Here is a 24,886-nt window from a genome sequence, read left to right as displayed (position 1 = left end):
GATATAAAATCGGTAGCATGGTCTTTAGGCCATGAAACATGAGGACAAAAACGTAGGGGATAAATCCCCTACCTACAAGATATAAAATCGGTAGCATGGTCTTTAGGCCATGGGGTAGTGACCCAAAAGGTGACCCAATGGCTTTCTTGTGTTCAATAAGTTAGGAGTATTCTGATATGGAAAACGCTTGAGAGTCAAGCTAGATAAGGGGAGCAGATTAATTGGTCGGTGTGAGAGGATTTGAACCTCCGACCCCTGACACCCCATGACAGTGCGCTACCAAGCTGCGCTACACACCGACCGAGCTGCGCAGTTTACTTATTTTTCGACACTTTGCAACGACAAATATCGATTGAATTGTTAACTGTTGATAGATTGACCAGTTTTTCCTTTCATTTAGCTTGTGTTCATGTCTTTTCAAAGAATTATGTCAATTTTTTTAACACAAATTACAACTACTACCACAAAACAATTTACAAGTAATTTAAGAACAAGCAGTTAGCACTTTGGTAGTATTTTTGCTTATTTTTTGCACAAAGACGTAATGTTGTTAAGTTAGAGGACAAATCAATGAAATTATTTCCCAAGATTTTGAGTATAGCTTTGTTTTTCAGCCTATTTAGTTTACATGCCCACAGTTTCCCTGTGTATTGGACTGACTGGATGAGTGAGGATAGTGCTTCTTCTGCAACTGGGCAATTAGACATTGGCGGCAGTATAATTGATGTCACGTATACGAACAGCAGCAGTCACTATTTTGTACAAACCGGCACAGCTACTAACTACTGGACAGGCAATGCTTATACCAACGGTAGCATTGATAATGCACCACTGCCTAGTGAACAAGTAGCATTAGGCGCGGCAGGTGAAGTCACTATATCCTTTAGTTCAGCCATTGAAAATGTCTATATCGCGCTCAATAGTTGGAATGGCCAAAATGTGTTATTCGATACAGAAATTGAATTTGAAAGCATAGGCACCGGCTACTGGGGTAGTGGCACTGCAACCGTGAACGGTGACAATACCGGTTTCACCGCTAGTGGCGAATTGCATGGTGTCGTGCTTGCAGCAGGAAGTCATACCTCAATTAGTTTTACTCATTTAACTGAGTATTGGCATGGTTTCACCATTGGTGTTGCTGGTGAAGCCGAGGTTGTTGATCCAGATCCAAACGATATTCCAGAGCCCTCATTAATTGCAATTTTAAGCTTGGGCTTATTAATGTTAGGTAGACGCCAATTTAAAAAACACTAATCTAAATTCGTTTACTAATATCCAAACAGCCCCGATTTAACGGGGCTTTTTCGTATTACTTATTTAACCATTGTTGTATCAGCTGCTTAATTAACTTTCCATCCACCAGCTTAAAGTTTTGCGGGGCATTAGGTAGCCTATTTCGGCCATCTTGCACCACCAATAAGCCGTTTGGGAGCCGTGAACCTAACGGTTGGGAAGTTAACTCTAAACCATCGGTTTCAGAAACACCGTCGATACCCGCCGCTAAATCCATGTTGATGCGAAAACTACCTAAATAGCGCGCGTTCTCATCTAAGTCGAACACGCCAAAGCTGTTATTACCTTGGCTGGATGCCACCAAATAACGTTTGTCATCGAGATTATAAATGCCCATGCCTTCAACATCGGCCACGAAAGTGTCTGAGGTGGTTGCGATCAGTCTAGCAGCAGCTTTGGTAGGACGAGCACTCACTTGCCAAACACCGGTAGATTCTTCACCATAGTACAGCTGATGATGCTTATCATCAGCCACACAACCTTCAGGCTGGCTGGGCACCCGAAACTCCCGAATTAATTTAGCGTTGATCTTGTCGTTTTCCGGGATTAATAAATACTGTTGAAAACGCCCGTCGGTATCATTTACAAAAACATGAAATTGGTCATCTTGTTGATACATACAAAGGCCATAGACATCCCGTAAATCTGTTTGAATATCTGACAAATACGCTAAGTCACCACTATCTGGCTGCAATGAGAACAAGCTAATGCTATTGGTGGAGCGGTTACTGGCCGCGGCTAAATCGAAAGTACGCTCCCCTAAGGTAAAACCATAACGAATATCCACATTGTTTACGCGCCCTACATTAAGCTGTTGCAATAACTTACCTTGCAAGTCGTACAGCATCATGCCCTGTTTTTTATTGGTGCCAAGCACTCTACTTTGTGCAGGTTCAGAGGTATTTACCCAAATAGCAGGGTCATCGGCTGCATCACCAAACACTTCCATGGGCTGTGTTTGAGCATATGCCTTAACAGTGGCAAAACTAGGTTGAGAAGCCGTTTGCTTTGAACTTGGAAACTTGAGTTCAAGTTGGGAATATGCCGTGTGTTCATCATCAAAGATCCCCAACAACAGTTTTGAAGAGTGGAGCACTCCATTCGTCGTTTCTGGTTTTTGTATCCCGGTTAAAGGTATAAAACGAGTATTTTCTCGGTTCTGTCCATGTATAAGCCACACACCTTGTTGATCTGGGGTGCTGAGTAACACATCACCGTTTTCTAGCACGTCAACATGGGTTATTTCCCCTTGTAACTGGCCAAAAGGTTTAACTGCAGCCACTAAGTCTCTAACAAGTTCCGCCTCTGGATCAGCGGGATACTGCCACAAACCAATATTCTCTTCGACTAAATACAAAATGCCTGCTTGGTCATCTACCCCACAGCTTTTAGTTTGAAGGGTACCGATAAATTCATGGACAGGCATGTCGACTAAGGTTTCAGAAGTACCATCAACCACAATACGTTGCTCCACCGTGCCTTGGGCGTCGGCGATAAATACTGACAAGTGTCCTTGGGGCATTTGATACCAACAAAGTGCCTCCACCTGCCCTTCAGGGTGTGCAAGGGTCGTCAGCAACGATAACTGTTTGCTTTGCCAGTCCAGACCGAGCACCAGTATTTCTTGATTGTTATTGTCGTTGGTTGTTATTAAGCCAAAGGTGTCATTGCCTATTTGGATATTATCCCGCCAATCGAGCATTTCCATGTTACCGGCAAAGGTACTGAGGATCTGTCCATGTTCATCAACTAATGAAATGCCATTAACTTCGCTAGTTAACAGCCAATATTGCTGTTTATTGTGCAAAATAGGTAACGCGGACTTACCCGCCACCACTTGCTTTTCGTCGGCCAATAGTGGACGCGTTTGCTTAATTTCGGTTGGATGATGGGAGTCGGCGGCTTGCCTGGAGGTGACCGCAGTTTCGGTTTGACAGGCACACAGAACAACTGAGGCCGCAATCCATAAATAAAGTGATTTCATATTTATTCCTTGCCAATACTATAGTGATACAGGCGCTCGCCTGCGGCGCTAACAAATTGTACTAGCATAGTGTCATCTCCCACGGAGACAGTTAAAAACCCGGCTTGGCTAATAGCATATTGCGTAAATTCCCGCTGCTGCACCGGACGTAGTTCCGATCCTGCACCAGACACAAAGTGCTCTACCTGTTTACCCTCAGGGCGATTATGTTGTAAGTCATGTTCATGGCCAGCGAAGTAGGCATCCACCTGGAACTGTTCAAAAATCGGTTCTAATACCCGCTGAATTCCTGCGGTTTTACCATAACGTTTACCGCTGGAATACAAAGGATGGTGTCCAATCACAATATTCCATTTAGCGGTAGAGTTAGCTAATTTCTGTTTAATCCAGTGTAACTGCTTTTCACCATCTTGCTTTTGGGTTTCGGCATATTTAGCACGAGTTTTGTACTCGGGATTAAGCGGATTGGTATCAATAAACAAAACTAACATATGGCTGTTATCACCCACCGCAAAGGTTTTAGCATAGTAAGGCGCAGGAAATTCCCAACGACGACTGCGTTTAGAATAATCTATTTGCGCCTGCCAATTACCACGGTAATCGTGATTCCCCAATGTGGGGTACCAATCTTCAAATAAATTCGGGCCATCATATATTTGTTCAAAGGAGGTTTGCCAATACGGGTCGTCTACTGAGGCTATACCGTTTGAGTAAAAGTTGTCACCGGTTGTCGCAATAAACTCACCATCAAGTTGCTGCATGGCAATGTCCATCATTCTAGCCACAGGCTTTTGCTGATAATGACCATTGCGGCCCCAATCCCCCAAAATCAAAAAGCTAAGACTATTTTCAGGAACCTCAAGGGCTTGCACACTATGGGTATTATAAAAGTGCTGATCATAAACCTGCTTGGCAAAAGCATCGATGGAACTTAAACATAACCCCAGCAGTATTAAATATCTAATTAACATTGTTATTCCAGATTACGAAATAAGACAAACGAGATTTTCAATACATCATCTCGTACATTGAGAACTGTGAAACGACAGCTCAATACCTTAATTGCGAACACCCCATTAAAGGATGTTCGCTTTATGCAAGTTACAACATCCAACTAAATCCAAGCTCAAACGTCCGACCGTATTCTTCATACTGCGCATTGATGCTGCGCTGGTCGAAATAGTTGTAGAAGCCTTCATCGGTGATATTAATCGCATTGAAGTACAGGTACATGTTTTGTTGAATAAAGTACTTACTGGTAAAGTCGAGTTGCTGATGATCATCTTCCATGCGGATTAAATCGCCATCTATTTCTTCTAAGTTTTCGCTTTTGTAGGTCATGGTTAAACGTAAACTCATTAGGTTACTTTCATATCCAACAGTGAAGTTACCTATTTTGTCCGATTGATTTGGCAAAGATGTTTCAAAACGCTCACCGTCTAATAAAGTGGTGGCGTCCGAGCTTGAGAAGGTACCATTTGCAGATAACAACAAACCGTTATCGAAGGCTTTTACCCAAGATAACTCAAGTCCACTGACCTTAGCTGATTCGCCATTAATAGGTTGCATCACTTCATCAAAACCGTCCCACTCTGGTGAATCTGCGACGTCAGCAATGATCACAAAATTGTCGATATTTTTGTAAAAGTACCCTGCCGAAAGCACGCCAATATCACCCGGATAATATTCTAAGGTTAAATCAAAGTTATCAGACTCAAATGGGTTCAACTCAGGGTTACCCACTTCTGCTTCGCGCTCGGTAATAAATTCCCCCTCGTCTTCTTCGGTTTTAGATTCAATAATTTGAAATGCCGCCGCGTCTTCAAATTTAGGACGCGAAAGGGTTTGGGTAAACGCTGCTCGGGCAATGAGTTTATCGGTGAACTCGTAACGCAAATTCAAACTGGGTAATAAGTGATCGTAACTTCTATCGCTTTCCCACGGCGTATTAACAACCTCTTCTACGTCAGTTTGTTCATTTTCGATGAGCTCTACACGCATACCCGAGGTATTGAAATCCGTATCTTCGTAGCGAACACCTGCTACCACAGTTAGTTTGTCCCATTCGTAGCGTCCCATAATGTAAGCGGCAAATATATCTTCGTTACTCACATAGGACGCGCCATTAGATTCAACTTCGGAATCCAGTTCGGCCAATTCGAAGCTAGTGCTGTTTTGGTTAAAGTAGTTACGTAAACCTGAACGATTTAAACCGGGTCCAAAATCGCCTAATCCCCAATCTGGCTGATCAACTGAAAACATTGTGGGGTCGATGTCATCAAAATCACCATCGTAAATGAAGATGTCTGCCGTAGTCGTTTTTTCTCGCCCACGGTATTTAGCCCCAAACTTCAGCTCAAAGGAGCCATCTTGTAAATCAAACAGACGAGTAAAATCCGCTTTAAGCATAGTTTCAGTATCTTCGGCAAGACTCTTTTCTAAACTCACTTCATCCAATTCATAATTCGCTAAATCCATCGCGGCGGCATCTTGGGTGATTTGCGGGATCTGCCCCTGCATATCAGAATCGATGGCCATTTCCTCACCCACGAAGGTGTAATACAAGGCTTGAGGATCATCCTCATCGGCTTTTGAATAGCCCACTTGGTATTCAACTAACCAATCATCTAAGTGATGCTCACCACCAGCAGATATAGATAAGATGGTTTGTGTCTCTTCACGATCTTTACTGCCGCGTTCAATTTCTGAATCTTCGCCATCGAATGTAAAGGTATTGGCCATACGATATTCATCGTCGGCAAAGCTGCTGTAAAGGGTGCGTAAATAATAACGGTTGTTAAAATCAGGACGAAAGTCTAAATTCACCGCAGCACCGATGCGCTCCCTTGAAATACTGTAATAGCGTTGCTCTATTTCATCATCACCGTTGGATTCAATATTGTCTGAACCAAAGTCACGTTTTGCATATGATAATGCAGCAGCCACCCCAAACACATCATCGAAAACATTGGTGACACTGCCAGATATTTTTGGACTCATTTCATCCCGCAGCTGATTTTGACTCCCCTGCACATTAACGCTGGCACTGGTACCCTGGCGGTCAAATGCACTTAAACTTTTCACTTCAATGGAGCCACCGATGGCGTCGGCATCCATATCTGAGGTAACTGATTTAGATACCTCCAACCCTTGGATCAACTCCGAAGGGATGACATCTAACGCCACAGAGCGCACACCGCCTTCAGGGGACGGCACATTGACGCCATTGATGGTGACATTATTCAGGTTTGGATCGATACCGCGAATACCAACAAAGCGTCCTTCGCCTTGGTCTCGCTCAATGGATAAACCCGGTAAACGCTGCAATGCTTCTGCTGCGTTCTGATCTGGAAATTGACCAATAGCATCTGCCGATACAATGGATTTGATACTGTCTGCAACGCGTTGCAGGTTAATCGCACTCGCCTGCCCTGCTCGCTGACCGTATACAATGACATTTTCTAACTCTTTAGCCGGCGCTCCAACGCTAATGTCTTGTTGCAGAATTTTTCCACCGCGAATAGTCACTGGTACTTCGATAGTGGGTGTCCCCAAATATTTCACTTCTAGGGTGTAGTTACCCTCAGGCAAATTAACAAAACGAAAGCTGCCGTCTCGTCTAGAAACGGTGCTTTGTCCGAGTTCCTTGATATTAACTTCAGCCCCTTGAATGTAGCTAGTTTGACTTTTATCAGTAAGTAAACCTTGAATTCCGCCGTCTTCAGCTAAAACAGTTTGACAGGAAAGCGCGGCGAAGCACGCCATGGCTAAAGTGGATTTAATCATTTTCATTATAACGTCTCTGGTTGCGTTCTAAGGATGGTGTTTGATGGCGAGACAACCTAAGTAGCAGCAATGACATTTTTATGACAGGCAATCAAATACTTGCCGCAATCACCTGCAATAATCCCCTGTTTAGAAAGCATTATTAACCTTAGTGAGCTTATTTGACCTCCCTGCTATCCCTTATGAGTCAAAGGATTGTCGTAAATCCCTTACGCAAAAAAGCAATGACATTCATTATATTGTCATCTTAGTGAGCCAATATGACCCCTGCGCTGAAATAAAACTGTGTCAGCATTGTCCTTGCACAGCATCAATCGCATAGCATTAAATGAGTATTAACATGAACCTTTCACTTCTAGCACGCCATCAACGACTCTTTTCATTAGCGTGTGCATCAGTCACTTTATCTATTACCTTGAGCATCGGTATTGGACAGCTTAAACCCTTAGCCGACATATCTTGGCTCGATATTTTAGGGGAAGGTAGCGTGTCCCTCTTGTCCTTACTGTGGATATTTTTCATATTGGTCAGTCGCCCTCCAGGCAGGGTCACCACAGCGTTGGTGGTCGGCTTAAGCTGCTTTCTATTTTCCGCTAATTTGGATCTAGTTGATGAATTCATGTTTTATGAAAATAGTGCTGAAGGGTTAAGCATGGTTGAGTCAATCCCTGCGGGGGTTGGCATGATTATCATGAGTTATGCCCTGTATCAATGGCACCTAGAGCAATTGATATTGAACAAACAATTACACAAGCGGGAATCGTCTTTACGACAACACCATCAGGTGGACTTCATTACCGCGCTATATAGCGCAGAGTACATGCGCTCACAAATCGACTCAGAATTAGCCAACACGCCAAGCCCGGATTTTGCGGTGGCCATGCTAGATATCAACAACTTCGACGTATTTAACCGCAAATATGGACACGATAAAGGCGATCAACTTTTGCGTGAGTTATCTGATTTAATTTTAATGAATCTGCGCCCCAGCGATCTGGCCTGTCGCTACGCTGGAGACAGATTTATTTTATTCTTCCCCAATACAGATTTATCCACAGCGGAGCACATTGCAGAACAAATAAAAAAGGCCATCGCTAATATTGCTTTTAAACCTGCCTTGTCGGGGGAGTCAGTATTTCATCAACTCACCTTTGCAGCCGAAACGGCCAAGTATGGAGACGTGAGTGAAAGCCTTTTACAACGGGTAAACCGTCGTTTGGAAAATTTTAAAAAAAATGGTCCAGCACATGGTTAAAAGGGATTTTTACAGTTTAGAGGATAAAGTCGTACCCGCTCACCAATTGGCTGCCAGCGTACTGGATTTCAGTCGTTCTCGCGAAGTGAATAAGCATAAATTATTACGCGGTACCGGAATATTTAATGAAGATGTGATTTCAGATAGAAAACTAAGTGTTTATCAACTGTTGCAACTCATAAGCAACGCCCAAGCCTTAACGCCGGGAAACGACTGTGCTTTTTTACTCGGAAAACGGCTGTTCCCTGGCAACTATGGCGCGATTTCGAATGCCCTAATGCACAGTCGAGATTTAACCGATGCCTTTCGAGTGTTACACCAGCAACTCAATCAAATTTGTCCGTTTTTAGATGTTAAAGGGTATGCAACCCAGTCCCATCATTACCTACTATTTACCGATGCCATAGGCTGTAAAGAGCAATTTCAATTCATTGCAGAACTCTATTGTACTGCCTTGGTTGCGGGCACAAAGTTACTGTTTGGCGAACGTATTCCGTATGAGTTTAACTTTCCCTTTGCTCGTCCGAAATATATTCAAGAATACGAAGTGCATCTGAGCCATCGCTTGCGTTTTTCACAGCCAGTGATGAGCGTTAGTTTTGACAACAAATGGCTTACAAAAACCTGTTTACATCGCAGTGACAGCCTCAAATGGCATGCCTTACGCCAGTGTAAGAACAGTGCTATCCCAAAACTGGGATTTTTAGCGGCGGTTCGCAAAGCAATAGCTCAGCAGCATTTAGGCCTACAAGCTGCTGCCGAACAATTTTTAATGAGTCCATCCACATTTAAGCGAAAACTCAAACAACATGGTTACAGTTTTCAGCAACTACAAGATGAAGTGGGAAAACAACAAGCAATTTATTTATTGCAAGTGCAGCAATTAAGCAATGAAGAAAGCGCCAACCTTATGCAGTTTAATGACATTCCTAATTTTCGGCGCTCGGTTAAACGTTGGACGGGCTTAACCCCAAGTCAACTCAGAATGGCCACCCACAACATTGTGAGTTAACCCCCTGAATTAACGGTTTCAGGATTTGTCGTCTGCGCTGATGCGGCTAGCTATAGCACCATCTTGATTACGATATTTGGCATCTGCACGACTGCTATAGGGTTTTTCAGCATAATCTGATAGAACTTCAAAGCTGATAGCCCCTATTTTCATTTTAGGTTTTAATGCCAGTGGCAGTTTGCCGCTATTGAAAAACTCCAACACAATATTGCCAGACCAACCTGGATCTATGCGATGGGCTGTGACGTGGACCATCAATCCTAAGCGCGCAAGAGAAGAACGCCCATCTAACCAACCCACAATATTTGCCGGTAGGGTTACAGACTCATGGGTTACTGCTAAGGCCAATTCTCCGGGATGTAAGAAAAACGACTTGTCATCAGGAACAACAATTTCATCGCTCATCACTGTATTCATGGCTTCTTGAACTTCCGCTTTAGGACCACTAAGATCGATAAACGGCGCGGTATGATCTTCGAACACCCGAAATTTATTACCAAGTCGGATATCCACGGTTACACCACTGATTTCAGAGTAATCAGGTTCAGGAGAAATCGAAATTTTGCCTTCTTTTATGTATTGATAGATATCTTTATCACATAAGCGCATGAAATATTCTCTGTAAGTGTACCGCGCAACATGCGGTGTTTGGTTTAAAGCTCAATTCGCGCACATTATGATCGCCTAGCTGCGGTTGTTCAATGTTTTTCAACAATTGGAATTGAATCATCGCTATTTAAGGTTTCGTTGTAGGCCAGCTGTTGTGACATTTTTTTAGCCGCAAGGAAATATGCTTGAGCCAATTCACTGTTGGGTTGCTGGATAATTAACGGTTGACCATTATCAGCATGCTCACGTATTTGAATATCTAAGGGGAGTTGAGCAAGTAACGCTAAATGTTGCTGCTCGGCTAGCTTTTCTCCGCCACCTGTGGCGAACACAAACTCTTTATTTCCGCATTTGCGGCACTGGTAATAGCTCATATTCTCAACCACGCCTAAAACAGGAATACTTACTTTATTAAACATGGCAATTCCCTTTGTTGCATCAGCCAAAGCTATGTCTTGAGGCGTCGTCACCACTACTGCCGCAGTTAACGGTACCTGTTGCGCCATGGTTAATTGAATATCGCCGGTACCTGGCGGCATATCCACAATCAAATAATCTAGCTCAGGCCATAGGGTTTCATTCAATATTTGCTGTAAGGCTTTACTGGCCATTGGCCCCCGCCACACCGCAGCATCCTCATTAGGGACTAAATAGCCAATGGAATTTGCCACCACACCATGACAATTCAACGGGATCATGTGTTTATTATCTTCACTTTCAGGTTTTGCATGTGGATTACCCAACATGATAGGCACCGAAGGACCATAAATATCTGCATCCAAAATCCCCACTTTCGCCCCCTGTGCCTGTAACGCAAACGCCAAATTGACGGCACTGGCAGACTTACCCACACCGCCTTTTCCTGAGGCAATGGCAATAATATTTTTGATCTTCGCCAATCGCTTTATTTTGGTTTTTTTTGCAGCTATTTCGCAACCTAATAGCACTTTGCTGCCATCGACTCCCAATTCGCTGATAGCGTCTAAGATCACCGGAAAATCCTGCTCACAGGCAAATGGAAAACAAAATTGCAGGTTTTGCTGGGTTGAGGTGAGACACGCCAAGGTTTGCGATTCAGACAAGCTCAACATTTGGCCAATAAGCTGACAAATTTGCTGTATCTGGGGTGGATTAAAGATGAGATTCGACAAAGGGGACTCCTTTTGATGCAATTTATCTGAATTTCTGTCGTTTTACTAATGCATTAAGGCTGCATTTTCGTTACCATTTGCGTCCTTTTTTCAACTAATCAAGACTCGTAATCAAACATGCCAAATCAGCCACGTAAAATACTCGTCACCAGTGCCTTACCTTATGCCAATGGTTCTATCCATTTAGGCCATTTACTGGAACACATTCAAACTGATATATGGACACGTTATCAACGAATGCGAGGCCACCAATGCTACAGTGTTTGCGCCGATGATGCACACGGAACCCCCGTGATGTTAAAAGCGCAGGAGTTAGGTATTACCCCTGAGCAAATGGTTGCGCAAACCCGTGCAGAACATCATCAGGATCTATTAGACTTTCATATTGAATACGATAACTACTATGTTACCCATTCCGATGAAAACAAAGAACTGTGCGAAGAAATTTATAATCGATTAGATAAAGCGGGATACATTAGTAAACGCACAATTAGCCAATTATATGATCCTGAAAAGAACATGTTCTTGCCTGATCGCTTCATTAAAGGCACTTGCCCGTCTTGCAAAGCGGAAAATCAAAATGGCGATAGCTGCGACGTATGCAGTGCAACTTATAGCCCAACCGAGGTGATTAACCCGCGTTCTGTGGTATCGGGTGCGACGCCAATATTGAAAGATTCAGAACATTATTTCTTCGATTTACCCAAATTTGAAAATATGCTCAAAGAGTGGCTGGTCAGTGGCGCGCTGCAAGAAGAGATAGCCAATAAACTCAAAGAGTGGTTTGACGAAGGATTGCAACAATGGGATATCAGCCGCGATGCCCCTTATTTTGGCTTTGAAATACCCGGTGCACCGAATAAATTCTTCTATGTTTGGGTAGATGCACCAGTGGGTTACATGGCTAGCTTCAAAAACTACTGTAACCAACACGATATTGATTTTGATAGTTTTTGGAATCCAGATTCAGATGCTGAGCTTTACCATTTCATTGGTAAAGATATCACTTACTTCCATTGTCTATTCTGGCCAGCCATGCTCGAAGGGGCTGGTTTACGCAAGCCCACTGGCGTAAACGTGCACGGTTTTGTTACCGTAAACGGCGCGAAAATGTCGAAATCAAGCGGTACTTTCATTAAAGGGCGCACTTATTTAGACCATCTTAACCCAGAATATTTGCGTTATTATTATGCGTCTAAATTAAGTGATGGTGTTACCGATATCGATTTAAATCTGGAAGATTTTGCCCAGAAAGTAAACTCTGACTTAGTCGGAAAAGTAGTGAACATTGCCAGTCGCTGTGCAGGGTTTATTACCAAGCGCTTTGACGCTACCTTGTCTGATAACGTCATTGAACCGGAATTACTAGCGCAATTTAAACAAGCCTCCGATGACATTGCTGATATGTACGAAAAACGCCAATACAACCGTGCGATTCGTGAAATTATGGCTCTGGCAGATAAAGCCAACCAATTCATTGATGCCCAAGCACCTTGGGTAACTATTAAAGAAGAAGGCAAGGAGCAATATACACACGATGTTTGTTCTTTAGGGATCAACCTGTTCCGTATACTAGTGGTTTACCTTAAACCGGTGTTGCCAAAGTTGGCTGAGCAAGCAGAAGCTTTCCTAAACGATAGTCTTGATTGGGATAGTGCACAACGTGATTTAGGTAAGCATCAAATCAACAAATTTAAAGCCTTAATGCAACGTGTGGATATGGATAAGGTGAATGCCATTATTGAAGATTCAAAAGAAAACCTTGAACCTAAGCAAGCCCCGGCACCTAAAACAACGGCAACAGAGGGTCCACTAGAAAAAGATCCCATTGGTGAGACCATTAGTTTTGATGACTTTGCTAAAGTGGACCTGCGTATTGCTAAAATTGCCAAAGCAGAGCATGTGGAAGGAGCAGATAAACTACTGCGTCTTCAATTGGACTTAGGCGGTGACACTAAACAAGTATTTGCTGGGATTAAGTCTGCATATCAACCTGAAGAGCTCGAAGGTAAGTTAACGGTAATGGTGGCGAATTTAGCCCCTCGTAAAATGCGTTTCGGTTTGTCTGAAGGCATGGTGTTAGCGGCGGGTCCCGGAGGCAAAGATCTGTGGATCATGGAACCCCATGAAGGTGCACAACCAGGTATGAAGGTTAAATAAGCCTATTTTCCCCGTTGAAGTCAGCGATACAGAGGCGTTCATTTAGTGAGCGCCTTTTTTATGAATTAAAACAGTGTATGTCATCAGCGAACTGGAGTTTTTAAACAACGGTTCTTATTGTTTTACGGTGTTGGATTTACGTCTGGCGGTAGTTTAGAAAATTCATCTTTGAAGGAAAGGTCATCAAGATACAATCTTGAAACCTTTTTAATACAGCCCCTGAAATAGCTTAAGTGAATATGACCTTGATACGAATACGGGTTGATACTCTGGCTGCTCTCAGGCATCTGGATAAAGGGGTCTACCGACATAAAGCGGCTAAGGTTGTAGTCGTACACCCGCCCGTTCATATGCACTAACCTTTATTGGTTATTCATCTCCCTCAGCTAACGACTATCTACACTATTTTTCTGCATTGAAGTACGTACGCTTGCGCCCACCGCGGAAAATTTGGGCGACGGTTTCCATTTCGGTTTAATTAATGACAAGGGAACCACACGTTTTTTAGCGACTATGACGTAGATACTAGAAAAAATCGGTAAATATTGTCGGCAAAAGGTTTCTATTCGGGAAAAAATCCGCGATTTACGCTTAAACAACAAACTGGAAAAAACCAGTTGGTCTTGTTCGATAATTTCAAAGCCAAGTAAATGCAACCAATCATTTATTCGCATACTGCTGAAGAAACGCGCTTCCCGTAACACTTTATTCGACTTCAAAGGTAGGTAGCGAAAAATTCCAGCCAAACTGAAGGGATTAAACCCCACAATAACAACATGGCCATTGGGAATTAAAGTGCGATCCACTTCCCTTAAAATTTGATGGGGATCTTTTGAAAAATCTAGTTCATGGGCTAACAGATAGGCATCCACACTGTTTTCACTAAAGGGAAGCTCGTGGGTTTGAGCAATCACATTAACCCCATGCAGGCTTTGATGTTGCTCAAGGCACTTAGCATCAACCACATTAATAATGTGTTTAATTGCACATTCAGGTAAATCGATTTGACTGCTCAAACAGCCTAATCGCACCATATGGTAGCCGAAAAAACGTCGACTGCATGCTTCCAAATTAGTTTGCACATGCTGTTTCATGTCATCACCAACCGGCAGAGCTTGCCAAGATGTGGGATAAATCGGTTTTTTAGAGATTAAAGCAGGCTTCATATTGTCCAAACAATTGCGCAGCTACCAACAACTTCTTATAGTACAACACTAGCGAAGCGACACAAGCAAGGTAATTATGTCCCAAACCACTCAAACTCAATCAAAGCTTAGGGTTTTTCCTATCCCTGCTTTCACAGATAATTATATTTGGTGTATCCATGACGGCATGAATTGTTGGGTAGTCGACCCTGGTGATGCAAGCCCTGTCATAGATCACATTCAATCGGAAGGCTTAACCTTAAAAGGTATTTTAATCACCCATCATCACAGTGATCATACTGGTGGAATTTTGTCCCTAGTAAAATACGCACCGCAGATCCCTGTGTTGGGACCTGAGTATGGTAGTATTCGAGGATTAACAAAAAAGTTGCGAGAAGGCGACTCAGTGGTGCTAGATGACTTGGATCTTGAATTAACAGTGCTAGAGGTACCTGGTCACACCCTGGATCATATTGCATTTTATGGCCAAAACATGCTGTTTTGTGGTGATACCTTATTTTCCGCTGGTTGTGGCCGGTTATTTGAAGGAACGCCACAACAAATGCATGAATCTTTAGGGAAATTAATGAAACTCCCAGAGCAAACTAAGGTCTATTGTACCCACGAATATACATTAGCCAATGTGGACTTTGCGTTAAACGTTGAGCCACAGAACAGTGCTTTACAAGCCTATTCAGATTGGGCAAAACAACAACGAAATCAGGGACTACCCACCCTGCCATCGAATATCGAACAACAAAAAGCGATCAATCCGTTTTTACGCGCGCAACAGGATGAAATAAAAAATAATGCAGAACAATTTGTTGGCAAGAAGTTACCCAACGAAACCGAGGTTTTCGCCGCAGTCAGAAAGTGGAAAGACAACTTTTAGTGGAGCCAATGACAACACTCAAACAAGTATCTTTAAAACCACAATGAAAATGACATCATTTTCATTGCTTATGGTGCTAGCGGGTTGCCAAACGTTTATGGCGGACTCCCATGCAGACGTGGAAAAAGAAACCCATCAAGAACAACTCATCGCAGAGCAAATTAATAAAACCTGCGAACAAAAACATGCGCTAGCCGATGAGCTTTTTGATTGTACCTCAGCCTCCCACGGCACAATTCCGGTTACTCATCCTACAGAAATAGTAGAAATAACCGTTGAACCAGACAATTACGTGGAATTACCTAACGACGAAGTAACCAGTAGTCCAGACTCAACTGAAAGCCCAGACAACCTCTGGCTTAGAATTAAACACCAATTAACCTTTCCTATCCCCGATAATGAGCGCTTAAACGCGCAAAAGAACTGGTACTTAAAGCACAGCAATTATATGCAACGCGTTGCCACCCGTGCTAAGCCATTTATGCACTACATTGTTGAGCAAATAGAAAAGAATCAACTTCCTCTGGAGCTGGTTTTTCTACCCATTGTAGAAAGTGCATTTGACCCTTTCGCCTATTCCCATGGACGCGCAGCAGGGATGTGGCAGTTTATTCCCGGCACAGGAAAGCGCTTTGGCATGAAACAAACCTGGTGGTATGACGGCAGACGAGATGTGGTGGCCTCCACAGAAGGAGCTATTGCCTACCTAATTTACTTGCATAAAATGTTTGATGGCGATTGGTTGCATGCTTTGGCAGCATACAATTCGGGCGAAGGTAGAGTAAGAAGTGCCATTAGAAAAAATAAAAAAGCAGGTAAACCGACTGATTTCTGGTCTTTAGACTTGCCCAAAGAAACTCGGGCTTACGTGCCGAAATTATTAGCACTGAGCAGTATTTTAAAAGACTCAGATGAAAACAATATTGCATGGACAGCCATCCCAAACAAACCTTTTGTTAAGGTGGTAGATGTTGAGTCGCAAATTGATTTAGCTTTAGCGGCAGATCTTGCTGGTTTAACCCTCAAAGAGCTGCATTCATTAAATGCTGGATTTAATCGCTGGGCAACGGATCCAGACGGCCCTCACAGACTATTATTACCCATTGAAAGTGTCGAAAACTTCGAGCTTGCCTTGAATAACATTGAGGAGAATGAACGCCTTAACTGGGTCCGTCATAAAGTCAAAAGTGGTGATAGTTTATTAAAACTGGCTAAACAATATCACACAACCGTGGATGTCATTAAAGGAGTGAATGATATGCAGGGGAACCTGATACGATTAGGTGAATATATTTTAGTCCCTGTATCCTTAAAATCCTTAGACTCCTATTCCCTTTCCCAAGATCAGCGACTGGCGAGTACTCAATCTAAACCTCGCGGCACTTACTCCTTAAAACACAAAGTACAAAGTGGTGATACATTTTGGGATCTAAGCCGCAAGTACAAAGTGGATATGCGCAGCCTAGCCAAGTGGAATGGTATGGCCCCTAACGACCCTTTAATGCCGGGTAAAGATTTAGTGATCTGGCTTAAGCAGGCATCGGAGTCACAGCGTAAAGATGCGGTCATGCGCTCTTTAACCTATACCGTTAGAAAAGGGGATTCATTGGCTCGGATCGCTAATAAATTTAAGGTTAATTTGGTCGACTTAAAACGATGGAACCAAGATAAACTGCGTAAATATTTGCAGCCAGGCCAAAAGATTAAAGTCTATGTTGACGTCACCCGCACCTAAAGGGCAGAAATGGCAGAGTTAAAAGGGAGCATCGATGCTAGGGTTTAATCGCAGCAATCTAAATAAGAGCCATGAAGGACCTTGGCTTTTACTCGATTTGGTGATGTTAGGATTATTATTTATTAATCTTATCTGGATCATTTTTGACTCCCTCTACAGCACTGAAATTGTTAAACAATCCTTGGCTTATGTGTCGGAATCTTTGGTCACAGGTTATGCACCTATCCACAAGAACTTTCTGTTAATCGATTTAGCCTTTGTGGCAGTATTCTTAAGTGAATTTTGCTTGCGCTGGATAGTGGCGATTGTCAAAAAAACCTATTTAAGATGGTATTTTTTCCCGTTTATCCATTTTTATGATTTGATTGGCTGTATTCCACTTGGCGCCGCTCGAATATTCCGATTTTTACGGATATTTTCAATATTACATCGCCTGCACAAATATCAAATTATTGATCTCAGGCGCACTGCACTATTTCGTTTTGTGGCATTTTATTATGATGTGTTTGTCGAAGAGCTGTCTGATCGTATTGTTGTAAAAGTGCTGTCGGATGCGCAAAAAGATATCGCAGCGGGATCTCCCTTAGTGGAGGACATTACCCAAAATGTCTTAGCGTCTAGGCTGCCGGTCATTACTCGATGGACAGCGTCGGTTATGAGCCATATTGGGGAGTCAATCGAACACAACGATCACGGAGAATCGGTTAGGCAACATGTGAGTAAGAGTGTTGGTAAAGCGGTGACGGGCAATCCGCAAATTTCCACCTTAAAATTGGTTCCGGTAGTAGGCTCAACCATTGAACGAACACTCGAGTCGGCAGTAACCGATATTGTGACCCAATCGATAGTCAATTTGCTTAAAGATGTCACCCCAGAAAAAATCGACGATTTTGTCAAACACGGGATTGGTCGTTTCTCGAGTGAAGATGAAGCCTTAGATGATGAAGTGCTGGCAGTGGTTAATGAGTGTATTGAATTGATAAAACATCACGTTTCCCAGCAGCGTTGGAAATCCGAGTTTGAGGAAAAAACATCCCCTAGCGCGGATTTAATCAAAGAAACAGACCCACAAACACCGCCACAATTGTAGTCGGTGGCTTTAGCCCCGAAACCCTCCATGGCCTAAAGCCCCGCTGTAGTCGGCAGCTTTAGGCCCGAGGGCGGTTTCAATACCAATGCGTAATTTCATGGCCTAAAGACCATGCTACAGGCAACATTGTAGTCGGTGGCTTTAGCCCCGAGGGTGGTTTTAATACCAATGCGTAATTCCATGGCCTAAAGCCCCGCTGTAGTCGGTGGCTTTAGCCCCGAGGATGGTTTAATACCAATGCGTAATTCCATGGCCTAAATACCATGCTGCAGGCAACATTGTAGTCGGTGGCTTTAGCCCCGAGGATGGTTTAATACCAATGCGTAATTCCATGGCCTAAAGACCATGCTACAGGCCCATCGTTAAACCCAGTAATTCCATGGCCTAAAGACCCGCTGTAGTCGGCGGCTTTAGCCCCGAGGATGGTTTCAATACCAATGCGTAATTCCATGGCCTAAAGACCAGGCTACACATTTAGATTTTTCGCCAGGTGGTGCCGTTGGCTCCGTCTTCTAACACCACGCCCATTGCGGTTAACGCGTCGCGAGCTTTATCCGCAGCTGCCCAATCTTTTTCGGCTCTAGCATCATTTCGGGCTTGGATTAAACCTTCAATCACTGATGCCTCATCACCTTGGGCTGCGCCACCTTGTAGATAATCCACAGGATCCATTTGTAAAAACCCTAAAATATCCCCTAGCTTCAATAAAACCCCGGCCAGATCTGATTTTTCCTGGCCTTTGCTTTTGTTGATATCCTTAACCAAATCAAACATGACTGCAAAGGCTTCCGGAGTATTAAAATCATCATCCATAGCGGCTTCAAAGCGTTGTAAATAATCACCTGTTTGCATATCTACGTGCAAATTTGGCTGACTATCACGCAAGGCCGTATATAAACGCTCCAAAGCAGATTTAGCTTGCTTGATATTGTCTTCAGAATAGCTTAATTGACTGCGATAATGGGCAGACATTAAGAAATAACGCAAGGTTTCCGCATCATAGTCTTTTAATACATCACGCAAAGTAAAAAAGTTACCCAATGATTTAGACATTTTTTCTGAGTCAACCTGCACCATGCCAGCATGCATCCAGTAATTCACATAGGGCGTATCAAAGGCACAGCAAGATTGCGCGACTTCATTTTCATGATGGGGGAAGATCAAATCAGAACCACCACCGTGAATATCAAAGTGTGTGCCTAAATGTTTGCTATTCATGGCCGAACATTCGATGTGCCACCCTGGACGACCTGGCCCCCAGGGAGACTCCCAAAAAGGCTCACCAGGTTTAACAGTTTTCCACAATACAAAGTCTAATGGGTCGGTTTTGTCAGCCGACACCTCGACGCGCTCACCAGCGTTAAGCTGATCTAAGTCTTGTCGACTCAACTTGCCATATTGCTCGTAGGTACTCACATCGAACAACACATCACCACTTGGCGCCTGATAGGCATGACCTTTGGCAATTAATCGCTCAATTACATCGATAATTTCCGGCATATGTGTTGTGACTCTTGGTTCGACATCAGGCTCCAACAAGTTAATTGCTGCAAAATCCTCATGCATTAACGCAATGGTGCGCTGAGTTAACTGCTCAGGAGTTTCGCCATTTTGGTTAGCTCGTTGAATGATTTTGTCGTCTACATCGGTGATATTACGCACATAATTCACCTCATATCCTTTGTGACGCAAGTAGCGCACCATGAGGTCGAAACTTAGATAGGTGCGGGCATGTCCCATATGGCAAACGTCATACACAGTAATACCACAGACATACAACCCTACTTTTCCAGCCACCAGCGGCTTAAAAGTCTCTTTTTGTCGAGTGAGGGTGTTATATATTTGCTGCATTATATGAGTTCCATGTGGTTAGGTTAATTTAGTTGCGGGATTCTAGCACTGACTCAAGATGACATAAACCAGCGTGTTTGCAAAAATTCACACTAATATCATTCCAATATGCGCGCAATAGCTGAATTATTTGAATGATTGAGATACAATAGACCGCTTAAACAATTTTAAAATCATTATTTTATCCACAGGAACCCTTGATGGTAAAACTACATACAAACTATGGCGTAATCGTACTTAACCTTTTTGAAGACAAAGCACCGAAGACGGTTGAAAACTTTTTAAGCTATGTAAAAGATGGATTTTACGACAACACAATCTTTCATCGTGTCATAGATGGATTTATGATCCAAGGCGGTGGATTTGAGCCTGGAATGGATCAAAAAACGCCAAACGAAGCAATTCAAAACGAAGCGAATAATGGCGTAGCCAACAACACGGGCACTATTGCCATGGCAAGAACCAATGATCCACACTCTGCGACTGCTCAGTTCTTTATCAACCTTAAAGATAATAGCTTCCTTAACTTTCGCAGTGAATCAATGGAAGGTTGGGGTTATTGTGCTTTTGGTGAAGTCGTTGAAGGTATGGATATCGTCAATAAAATTAAAGGGGTGAAGACCTCTCGTCACGGCATGCACGATGATGTGCCAGTAGAAGACGTCGTTATTCAAAAAGCTGAAATAACGGAGTAAAAAAATAAAGGCTGATTTTTATCAGCCTTTTTTGATCGTCTTATGCAACCATTTACCTACTTTATTTCTGATTTACACCTCAGTGCCCAGCGTCCAGACATAACCCAATGCTTGGCTGATTTTTTGCGGGTTAAAGCCATAGGTGCTGATGCTTTATATGTGCTAGGCGATTTGTTCGAATATTGGATTGGCGATGACGATCGCAACGAGTTTAGTGAACAGGTAGCGAGTTTATTCAAAGAGTATTCTCAAACCGGCGTGCCCATCTATTTTATTCACGGCAATCGCGACTTCTTAATTCGAGAAAAATTTGCCAGCCGTGCAGGCATGACAATATTACCAGAACAGCATGTCATCGATCTCTATGGCACCCCCACTCTTTTGATGCATGGTGATGAACTCTGTACATTAGACCTCGCCTATCAGAAGTTTCGCAAAAAAGCGCGAGGTTGGTGGTGGCCAAGAATGGTTTTAACCTTGCCGTTATGGGTACGTAAAAGAATCGCCGAAAAAGGACGCAAAACTAGCCAACAGAATCAGCAAAAACTAAGTATGGAAATTATGGACGTCACTTCTTCAGAAGTGGTTAATTATATGCAGGAATTTAATGTTCAACAATTGATACACGGCCACACTCACCGCCCTGCGATACATCAACTTGTCGCAAATGATAAACCCGCTCTGCGCATCGTTTTAGGTGATTGGTACGATCAAGGTAGTATGCTAAAAATCACTCCAAAATCCATTGATTTAATTAGCGAAAATTTAGGATAAAAACCGTTGTTTCAGTATTTTAAGTTGGAAACTTTGGCCACATATTAAATGGCTGTTTCTCGAACTGCATCGCGCCTTTCTGATCTTGCCAAATATTAATCCACGCATCCCAGTTCTCCCTGTCTACTTCGGGGTAATCTAATCGATAATGGCTACAGCGGCTTTCCTTGCGCAATAAAGAAGCTTTGAGTTTCATCTCTGCGGTAATGATCATATTCTCGGTTTCATGGGCAATTCGCAGTTTATGTAAGTCTGCCGCCATAAGCATTGGAACATGAAGATCACGGAGTTCTTCTATATAAGCCAGTGCAGCTTGTAGCATACGTTCTTTTTTAATGTACAACACAAAGTTAGGTATCATAATTCCTTGAAGTACTTGAGTTACCCAAGCTGGACTAATTCCGCGTTCACGAACTAATGGAGCAAGAATTTCGGTCTCATTCTTTTTTTGATTTTGCTCTGTAATCATCAAAATTGGCAAAGTAGAGCTTAGTTCTGCAGCCGCCTCTCCCGCTATGGCACCTTGAACAGCAGATCCCGCCAAAGATGAGCCTATTTGAGTATATATCCCGCCAGACATGTGCGAACCTAATGCATCGCCCGCAGCGTATAAACCATTAATGGTAGTTAAACCAGTATCATCGATTGGCACTAAGCCTTCAGATTTGTGAATCGCCATACCGGCACTGGAACCACCAACTTGCTCTCCGCCCATTCCAGGAGGCCCTTGCCGATCTTTGCGTTCAGTATTAAATAATCCACCAAAAACACCTTCAGTAGGTGGTGCAGGAGGCATACCCACTCTTCGAAATTTTTCGGGGACATAGGGACCCCCCGTCAATGTGCTTTCTTCTTTCCTACCAGGCCCTCCCATAGTTATGGGACCACCTAGTCGATAAACTTGATAATTCAGATCAACCCCTAAATCGTGGTGAATTTCAGCTCCTGTTATACCTGGTTTTTCTTCTATTTGGCCATGCCAATTGTCATAACTTGAGCCGGAGTTTTGCGCCGAACCTGGATGCCCATCATTCCACTCTTTTCCAGTGATTTTTGCGCCAATTTTATAGGCCATAATGCTGCCATCATGGGTTAAATCACACACTGGAAAGCCGCTTGGTTTGAACCCACCAGAACCGGTACATAATATAACTGTCTTAGCATGGAAGTGTACTATCTTGGGTTGGTCTAAACTAAAACCAGACGCTCCCACTACGCGATTATCTTGTTTTACCAAATGGGTAATCATAATGCGTTCGTGCAAAGGAATGTTACGTTCGTTAATGGGGCGCATAAAAGATTCATTATAAAGGGGAGAATCAAAGAATCCCCATGCTTTTAACTCTTGGGCTCGGGCGTAAGAATGCTCTGCTAATTGACGTGTAAATACTGAGTTATTGGTACCAATCGCAGATTCGGAAACTAGGGCAACAAACTCATCAATACTCATTTTACTGTTTTGTTTGTCATAACTGAAAAAGCCTTTGGCAAACGGGGTTAGTCCAGAGCTTCCCAAGCGTCCTTTCGAAACCATCAACACTTTTGCACCAGCGTCATGGGCTTTTACAGCGGCAAATAGACCAGCCATACCTCCCCCAATAACCAACACATCGGTAATTAAGTTTTCGTTAGTAAATTCGCCAGACTCTATCTTGCGGTGGTTTATCTGTGGAGGGTGATTAAAAATACTCGCTCCCATAGCATACGCACTTACTGAAGCCCCCAGGACACTGCCAGTTATCCCCATAAATTGGCGTCTTGAAAAATTTTTATTGTGTTGATTTTTTTCAGAATTGGGATCAAATTTACTCATGTTACCTCCAAGATACCATCACCGGAATACTCTTTTCAGGCGTAATAGTGATTGCGCCTACAGGACAGTAAAGACGACATAAGTGACAAATCTGGCAATCTTCAGGATATGCAATCACCGCTTTCTTGGTTTTGTTATCTAACTTAATCACATCAGTTGGACAGCTTTTTATGCAGACTTCACAACCAATGCAACCGGAAATTTGGTTAATAGGCATTACAGTATCCTCAACATTGTAATTCTTAGATTAAAAAGCAAGTTGTTCGAAATAGATGTGTCTTTTGGACATTTTCATTGTCACTAAATTTTTGCAAACACTGTCAATCATTTGCTCCGGACCGCATAGATAGGCAGACCAATGCTGTAAAGCACTCTCTGGTAACGATTTTTCTAATACGAATTTATCAATCACGCCTAGATAGACATCAGCATTATCTGGAGCTTGATCACATACCAATGTTTGCTGAAAATTAATCATTCTTTGTTCTAACCCTTTGATTTCCTTCTGCATCACCATTTGATCTAAACTGGTATTTCCATACAGTAACCGGATAGGCCGAGGATCTTGGTTATCTGCTAATTGATTTAGAAGACTCAACATAGGGGCGATTCCTGCACCGCCAGCCACTAACACGATGCCTTTTGCGCCTTCACTATCTTTTAAACTCATCTGACCAAAAGGACCATCAACATAAACTGTTTGGCCTATGGACAACTGCCCAATTTGATTAGTGTAGTCACCCCATTCGCGAATAATGAACGAAATGTCAGGCAGTTGACGAATTGTTGATGCAATAGAGAATGGATGGTAATCCAAGTTATAAGGAGAAGGATTGGAATTGAGCCAGACGAATTGTCCAGCTTCAAATTTAAAGTGCGGTTGTGCATTTGATGTCAGTGTTAATTTCCAATCATTGCGACTCACCTTTTTAATTTCTTTCACTTCAAAAGGTTGCTGTTTGAGTAGTCTCGGTTTGAGCAAATAGTTGTAGACAGTTCCAGTTATGGAGATTACGCAAAGCAACCAAAATAAAATGTTAAATGGGCTTTGAAGCTGACCATGACTTCCTACAGAGGTTATATGCAGCGTAGCCAAGATAGAGATTATGATAAAGCCTAGACTATGCCACAAACGCCATATTTCATAATGAATAGGAATATGACGACGGAAAATAGAAAGCCCAATCCACACAATAAATAAGCCCCAAGCAATTAAGCCTGTTAGCATTTCTGGGGCAAAAGTGACGGTACGTATAGCTAACCATGCGTCAGAGTTTGATAACCCTAATTTAGGCGCTAATATTAAGAATGGATGCAGTAAAAAAATAGCGCCTATCCAGTATCCCATTTTTTTATGTTGCGGTATGCTCCAATCGGTATGGTTAAATAACGCGATAAATCTAAATCTTCCAGCCAATGGAAATTGAAGGTAAAACCCCGCAATGCCAACCAAATTTAAAAATATGACTATGCTTACATAAACTCCTTTATCGTCCATAGGTGAAATATAAGAAAGGATAAAAAGCAGAGCTAATAGAAAGCTATATATGATCGTAAGCTTAGCTTTTCTGGTAAGGCCGAGGTTAAAGAAATTATAACGTAAACTGCGGTCAGTACTCATTCTTATGTCCTAATTTCATA

General features: G+C 42.8%; 21 protein-coding genes and 1 tRNA gene. 9 read left to right on the top strand and 13 right to left on the bottom strand.

The window, feature by feature from the left end:
* Positions 1-222: 222 nt before the first annotated feature.
* A tRNA-Pro gene (locus tag Q4574_RS16020) sits at positions 223-299 on the bottom strand.
* Between the two features lie 271 nt (positions 300-570).
* Here Q4574_RS16020 and Q4574_RS16015 point away from each other — a divergent pair.
* Positions 571-1,254 carry a PEP-CTERM sorting domain-containing protein gene (locus Q4574_RS16015; RefSeq protein ID WP_303475292.1) on the top strand — a complete coding sequence of 228 codons (684 nt, stop codon included), beginning with the start codon at positions 571-573 and terminating at the stop codon, positions 1,252-1,254.
* A 55-nt stretch (positions 1,255-1,309) separates the two neighbouring features.
* Here the strand turns inward: Q4574_RS16015 and Q4574_RS16010 are convergent, their stop codons facing one another.
* The 3 genes from Q4574_RS16010 to Q4574_RS16000 all read right to left on the bottom strand — a co-directional run bounded on the left by Q4574_RS16010 (position 1,310) and on the right by Q4574_RS16000 (position 7,069).
* On the bottom strand, positions 1,310-3,277 hold the full coding sequence (locus Q4574_RS16010; RefSeq protein WP_303475290.1) for a phytase: 1,968 nt from the start codon (positions 3,275-3,277) through the stop codon (positions 1,310-1,312).
* A gap of 2 nt (positions 3,278-3,279) precedes the next feature.
* Positions 3,280-4,248: a metallophosphoesterase gene (locus tag Q4574_RS16005; protein ID WP_303475288.1), complete on the bottom strand. Its 969-nt coding sequence runs from the start codon at positions 4,246-4,248 to the stop codon at positions 3,280-3,282.
* 130 nt (positions 4,249-4,378) lie between these two features.
* Positions 4,379-7,069, bottom strand: coding sequence for a TonB-dependent receptor (locus tag Q4574_RS16000; protein ID WP_303475286.1), 2,691 nt, complete (start codon positions 7,067-7,069; stop codon positions 4,379-4,381).
* Positions 7,070-7,403: 334 nt separating this feature from the next.
* Between Q4574_RS16000 and Q4574_RS15995 the strand changes: the two genes are divergently transcribed.
* Both Q4574_RS15995 and Q4574_RS15990 read left to right on the top strand, forming a co-directional pair.
* The gene (locus Q4574_RS15995; RefSeq protein WP_303475284.1) at positions 7,404-8,318 is read left to right on the top strand and encodes a diguanylate cyclase; all 915 of its coding nucleotides are present in this window, start codon (positions 7,404-7,406) and stop codon (positions 8,316-8,318) included.
* The gene (locus tag Q4574_RS15990) at positions 8,311-9,330 is read left to right on the top strand and encodes an AraC family transcriptional regulator ligand-binding domain-containing protein (protein WP_303475282.1); all 1,020 of its coding nucleotides are present in this window, start codon (positions 8,311-8,313) and stop codon (positions 9,328-9,330) included. Before Q4574_RS15995 ends, Q4574_RS15990 begins: the two co-directional genes overlap by 8 nt.
* An 18-nt stretch (positions 9,331-9,348) precedes the next feature.
* Here Q4574_RS15990 and dcd read toward each other — a convergent pair whose 3' ends face one another.
* Both dcd and apbC read right to left on the bottom strand, forming a co-directional pair.
* Positions 9,349-9,939 (bottom strand): dCTP deaminase, encoded by a 591-nt coding sequence (gene dcd, locus Q4574_RS15985; protein WP_303475280.1) that lies wholly within the window; start codon positions 9,937-9,939, stop codon positions 9,349-9,351.
* 89 nt (positions 9,940-10,028) lie between these two features.
* A complete protein-coding gene (gene apbC, locus Q4574_RS15980) occupies positions 10,029-11,090 on the bottom strand; it encodes an iron-sulfur cluster carrier protein ApbC (RefSeq protein WP_303475278.1) in 1,062 nt (353 codons plus the stop codon).
* Between the two features lie 117 nt (positions 11,091-11,207).
* Between apbC and metG the strand changes: the two genes are divergently transcribed.
* The gene (gene metG, locus Q4574_RS15975; protein ID WP_303475277.1) at positions 11,208-13,250 is read left to right on the top strand and encodes a methionine--tRNA ligase; all 2,043 of its coding nucleotides are present in this window, start codon (positions 11,208-11,210) and stop codon (positions 13,248-13,250) included.
* 122 nt (positions 13,251-13,372) lie between these two features.
* Here the strand turns inward: metG and Q4574_RS15970 are convergent, their stop codons facing one another.
* The gene (locus Q4574_RS15970; protein WP_303475275.1) at positions 13,373-13,600 is read right to left on the bottom strand and encodes a hypothetical protein; all 228 of its coding nucleotides are present in this window, start codon (positions 13,598-13,600) and stop codon (positions 13,373-13,375) included.
* Positions 13,601-13,636: 36 nt separating this feature from the next.
* Entirely contained in the window at positions 13,637-14,416 is a 780-nt protein-coding gene (locus tag Q4574_RS15965; protein WP_303475272.1) for a class I SAM-dependent methyltransferase, read from the bottom strand.
* 76 nt (positions 14,417-14,492) lie between these two features.
* Here Q4574_RS15965 and gloB point away from each other — a divergent pair, with 76 nt between their 5' ends.
* Genes gloB through Q4574_RS15950 form a run of 3 tightly spaced genes read left to right on the top strand, consistent with a single transcriptional unit; the run spans position 14,493 to position 18,112 of the window.
* Positions 14,493-15,287, top strand: coding sequence for a hydroxyacylglutathione hydrolase (gene gloB, locus Q4574_RS15960; protein WP_303475270.1), 795 nt, complete (start codon positions 14,493-14,495; stop codon positions 15,285-15,287).
* A gap of 43 nt (positions 15,288-15,330) precedes the next feature.
* A complete protein-coding gene (locus tag Q4574_RS15955; protein WP_303475268.1) occupies positions 15,331-17,022 on the top strand; it encodes a LysM peptidoglycan-binding domain-containing protein in 1,692 nt (563 codons plus the stop codon).
* A 34-nt stretch (positions 17,023-17,056) separates the two neighbouring features.
* Positions 17,057-18,112 carry an ion transporter gene (locus Q4574_RS15950; RefSeq protein ID WP_303475266.1) on the top strand — a complete coding sequence of 352 codons (1,056 nt, stop codon included), beginning with the start codon at positions 17,057-17,059 and terminating at the stop codon, positions 18,110-18,112.
* Between the two features lie 310 nt (positions 18,113-18,422).
* On the opposite strand, the gene Q4574_RS15945 is transcribed toward Q4574_RS15950, so the two are convergent.
* Together Q4574_RS15945 and cysS are read right to left on the bottom strand one after the other, a co-directional pair.
* On the bottom strand, positions 18,423-18,563 hold the full coding sequence (locus Q4574_RS15945; protein ID WP_303475264.1) for a hypothetical protein: 141 nt from the start codon (positions 18,561-18,563) through the stop codon (positions 18,423-18,425).
* 23 nt (positions 18,564-18,586) lie between these two features.
* Positions 18,587-19,963 (bottom strand): cysteine--tRNA ligase, encoded by a 1,377-nt coding sequence (cysS, locus tag Q4574_RS15940; protein ID WP_303475262.1) that lies wholly within the window; start codon positions 19,961-19,963, stop codon positions 18,587-18,589.
* Positions 19,964-20,163: 200 nt separating this feature from the next.
* On the opposite strand from cysS, the gene Q4574_RS15935 reads away from it, so the two are divergent.
* Both Q4574_RS15935 and lpxH read left to right on the top strand, forming a co-directional pair.
* Positions 20,164-20,658 carry a peptidylprolyl isomerase gene (locus Q4574_RS15935; RefSeq protein WP_303475260.1) on the top strand — a complete coding sequence of 165 codons (495 nt, stop codon included), beginning with the start codon at positions 20,164-20,166 and terminating at the stop codon, positions 20,656-20,658.
* A gap of 42 nt (positions 20,659-20,700) precedes the next feature.
* A complete protein-coding gene (gene lpxH / locus Q4574_RS15930; protein WP_303475258.1) occupies positions 20,701-21,432 on the top strand; it encodes a UDP-2,3-diacylglucosamine diphosphatase in 732 nt (243 codons plus the stop codon).
* Between the two features lie 19 nt (positions 21,433-21,451).
* On the opposite strand, the gene Q4574_RS15925 is transcribed toward lpxH, so the two are convergent.
* Genes Q4574_RS15925 through Q4574_RS15915 form a run of 3 tightly spaced genes read right to left on the bottom strand, consistent with a single transcriptional unit; the run spans position 21,452 to position 24,866 of the window.
* Positions 21,452-23,245, bottom strand: coding sequence for an FAD-binding protein (locus Q4574_RS15925; protein WP_303475257.1), 1,794 nt, complete (start codon positions 23,243-23,245; stop codon positions 21,452-21,454).
* A 1-nt stretch (position 23,246) separates the two neighbouring features.
* Positions 23,247-23,462 (bottom strand): ferredoxin family protein, encoded by a 216-nt coding sequence (locus Q4574_RS15920; RefSeq protein WP_303475256.1) that lies wholly within the window; start codon positions 23,460-23,462, stop codon positions 23,247-23,249.
* Between the two features lie 30 nt (positions 23,463-23,492).
* Entirely contained in the window at positions 23,493-24,866 is a 1,374-nt protein-coding gene (locus Q4574_RS15915; RefSeq protein ID WP_303475254.1) for a ferredoxin reductase family protein, read from the bottom strand.
* Positions 24,867-24,886: the final 20 nt, after the last annotated feature.

This window comes from Aliiglaciecola sp. 3_MG-2023 (assembly GCF_030548205.1).
Taxonomy (GTDB): domain Bacteria; phylum Pseudomonadota; class Gammaproteobacteria; order Enterobacterales; family Alteromonadaceae; genus Aliiglaciecola.
The sequence above is the reverse complement of the archived record's forward strand: the minus strand, read 5'-3'. Positions and strand labels throughout refer to the sequence as shown.

Excerpts from the sequence above, each read along its gene's own strand:
- Q4574_RS15950 (WP_303475266.1), top strand. The coding sequence starts at position 17,057 with ATGCTAGGGTTTAATCGCAGCAATCTAAATAAGAGCCATGAAGGACCT.
- dcd (WP_303475280.1), bottom strand. The coding sequence starts at position 9,939 with ATGCGCTTATGTGATAAAGATATCTATCAATACATAAAAGAAGGCAAA.
- Q4574_RS15990 (WP_303475282.1), top strand. The coding sequence starts at position 8,311 with ATGGTTAAAAGGGATTTTTACAGTTTAGAGGATAAAGTCGTACCCGCT.
- Q4574_RS16010 (WP_303475290.1), bottom strand. The coding sequence starts at position 3,277 with ATGAAATCACTTTATTTATGGATTGCGGCCTCAGTTGTTCTGTGTGCC.
- Q4574_RS15965 (WP_303475272.1), bottom strand. The coding sequence starts at position 14,416 with ATGAAGCCTGCTTTAATCTCTAAAAAACCGATTTATCCCACATCTTGG.
- Q4574_RS16000 (WP_303475286.1), bottom strand. The coding sequence starts at position 7,069 with ATGAAAATGATTAAATCCACTTTAGCCATGGCGTGCTTCGCCGCGCTT.
- cysS (WP_303475262.1), bottom strand. The coding sequence starts at position 19,963 with ATGCAGCAAATATATAACACCCTCACTCGACAAAAAGAGACTTTTAAG.
- Q4574_RS15920 (WP_303475256.1), bottom strand. The coding sequence starts at position 23,462 with ATGCCTATTAACCAAATTTCCGGTTGCATTGGTTGTGAAGTCTGCATA.
- Q4574_RS15995 (WP_303475284.1), top strand. The coding sequence starts at position 7,404 with ATGAACCTTTCACTTCTAGCACGCCATCAACGACTCTTTTCATTAGCG.
- Q4574_RS15970 (WP_303475275.1), bottom strand. The coding sequence starts at position 13,600 with ATGAACGGGCGGGTGTACGACTACAACCTTAGCCGCTTTATGTCGGTA.
- Q4574_RS15935 (WP_303475260.1), top strand. The coding sequence starts at position 20,164 with ATGGTAAAACTACATACAAACTATGGCGTAATCGTACTTAACCTTTTT.
- Q4574_RS15925 (WP_303475257.1), bottom strand. The coding sequence starts at position 23,245 with ATGAGTAAATTTGATCCCAATTCTGAAAAAAATCAACACAATAAAAAT.
- lpxH (WP_303475258.1), top strand. The coding sequence starts at position 20,701 with ATGCAACCATTTACCTACTTTATTTCTGATTTACACCTCAGTGCCCAG.
- Q4574_RS16015 (WP_303475292.1), top strand. The coding sequence starts at position 571 with ATGAAATTATTTCCCAAGATTTTGAGTATAGCTTTGTTTTTCAGCCTA.
- metG (WP_303475277.1), top strand. The coding sequence starts at position 11,208 with ATGCCAAATCAGCCACGTAAAATACTCGTCACCAGTGCCTTACCTTAT.
- Q4574_RS15955 (WP_303475268.1), top strand. The coding sequence starts at position 15,331 with ATGAAAATGACATCATTTTCATTGCTTATGGTGCTAGCGGGTTGCCAA.
- gloB (WP_303475270.1), top strand. The coding sequence starts at position 14,493 with ATGTCCCAAACCACTCAAACTCAATCAAAGCTTAGGGTTTTTCCTATC.
- Q4574_RS15915 (WP_303475254.1), bottom strand. The coding sequence starts at position 24,866 with ATGAGTACTGACCGCAGTTTACGTTATAATTTCTTTAACCTCGGCCTT.
- Q4574_RS15945 (WP_303475264.1), bottom strand. The coding sequence starts at position 18,563 with ATGGAATTACGCATTGGTATTGAAACCATCCTCGGGGCTAAAGCCGCC.
- Q4574_RS16005 (WP_303475288.1), bottom strand. The coding sequence starts at position 4,248 with ATGTTAATTAGATATTTAATACTGCTGGGGTTATGTTTAAGTTCCATC.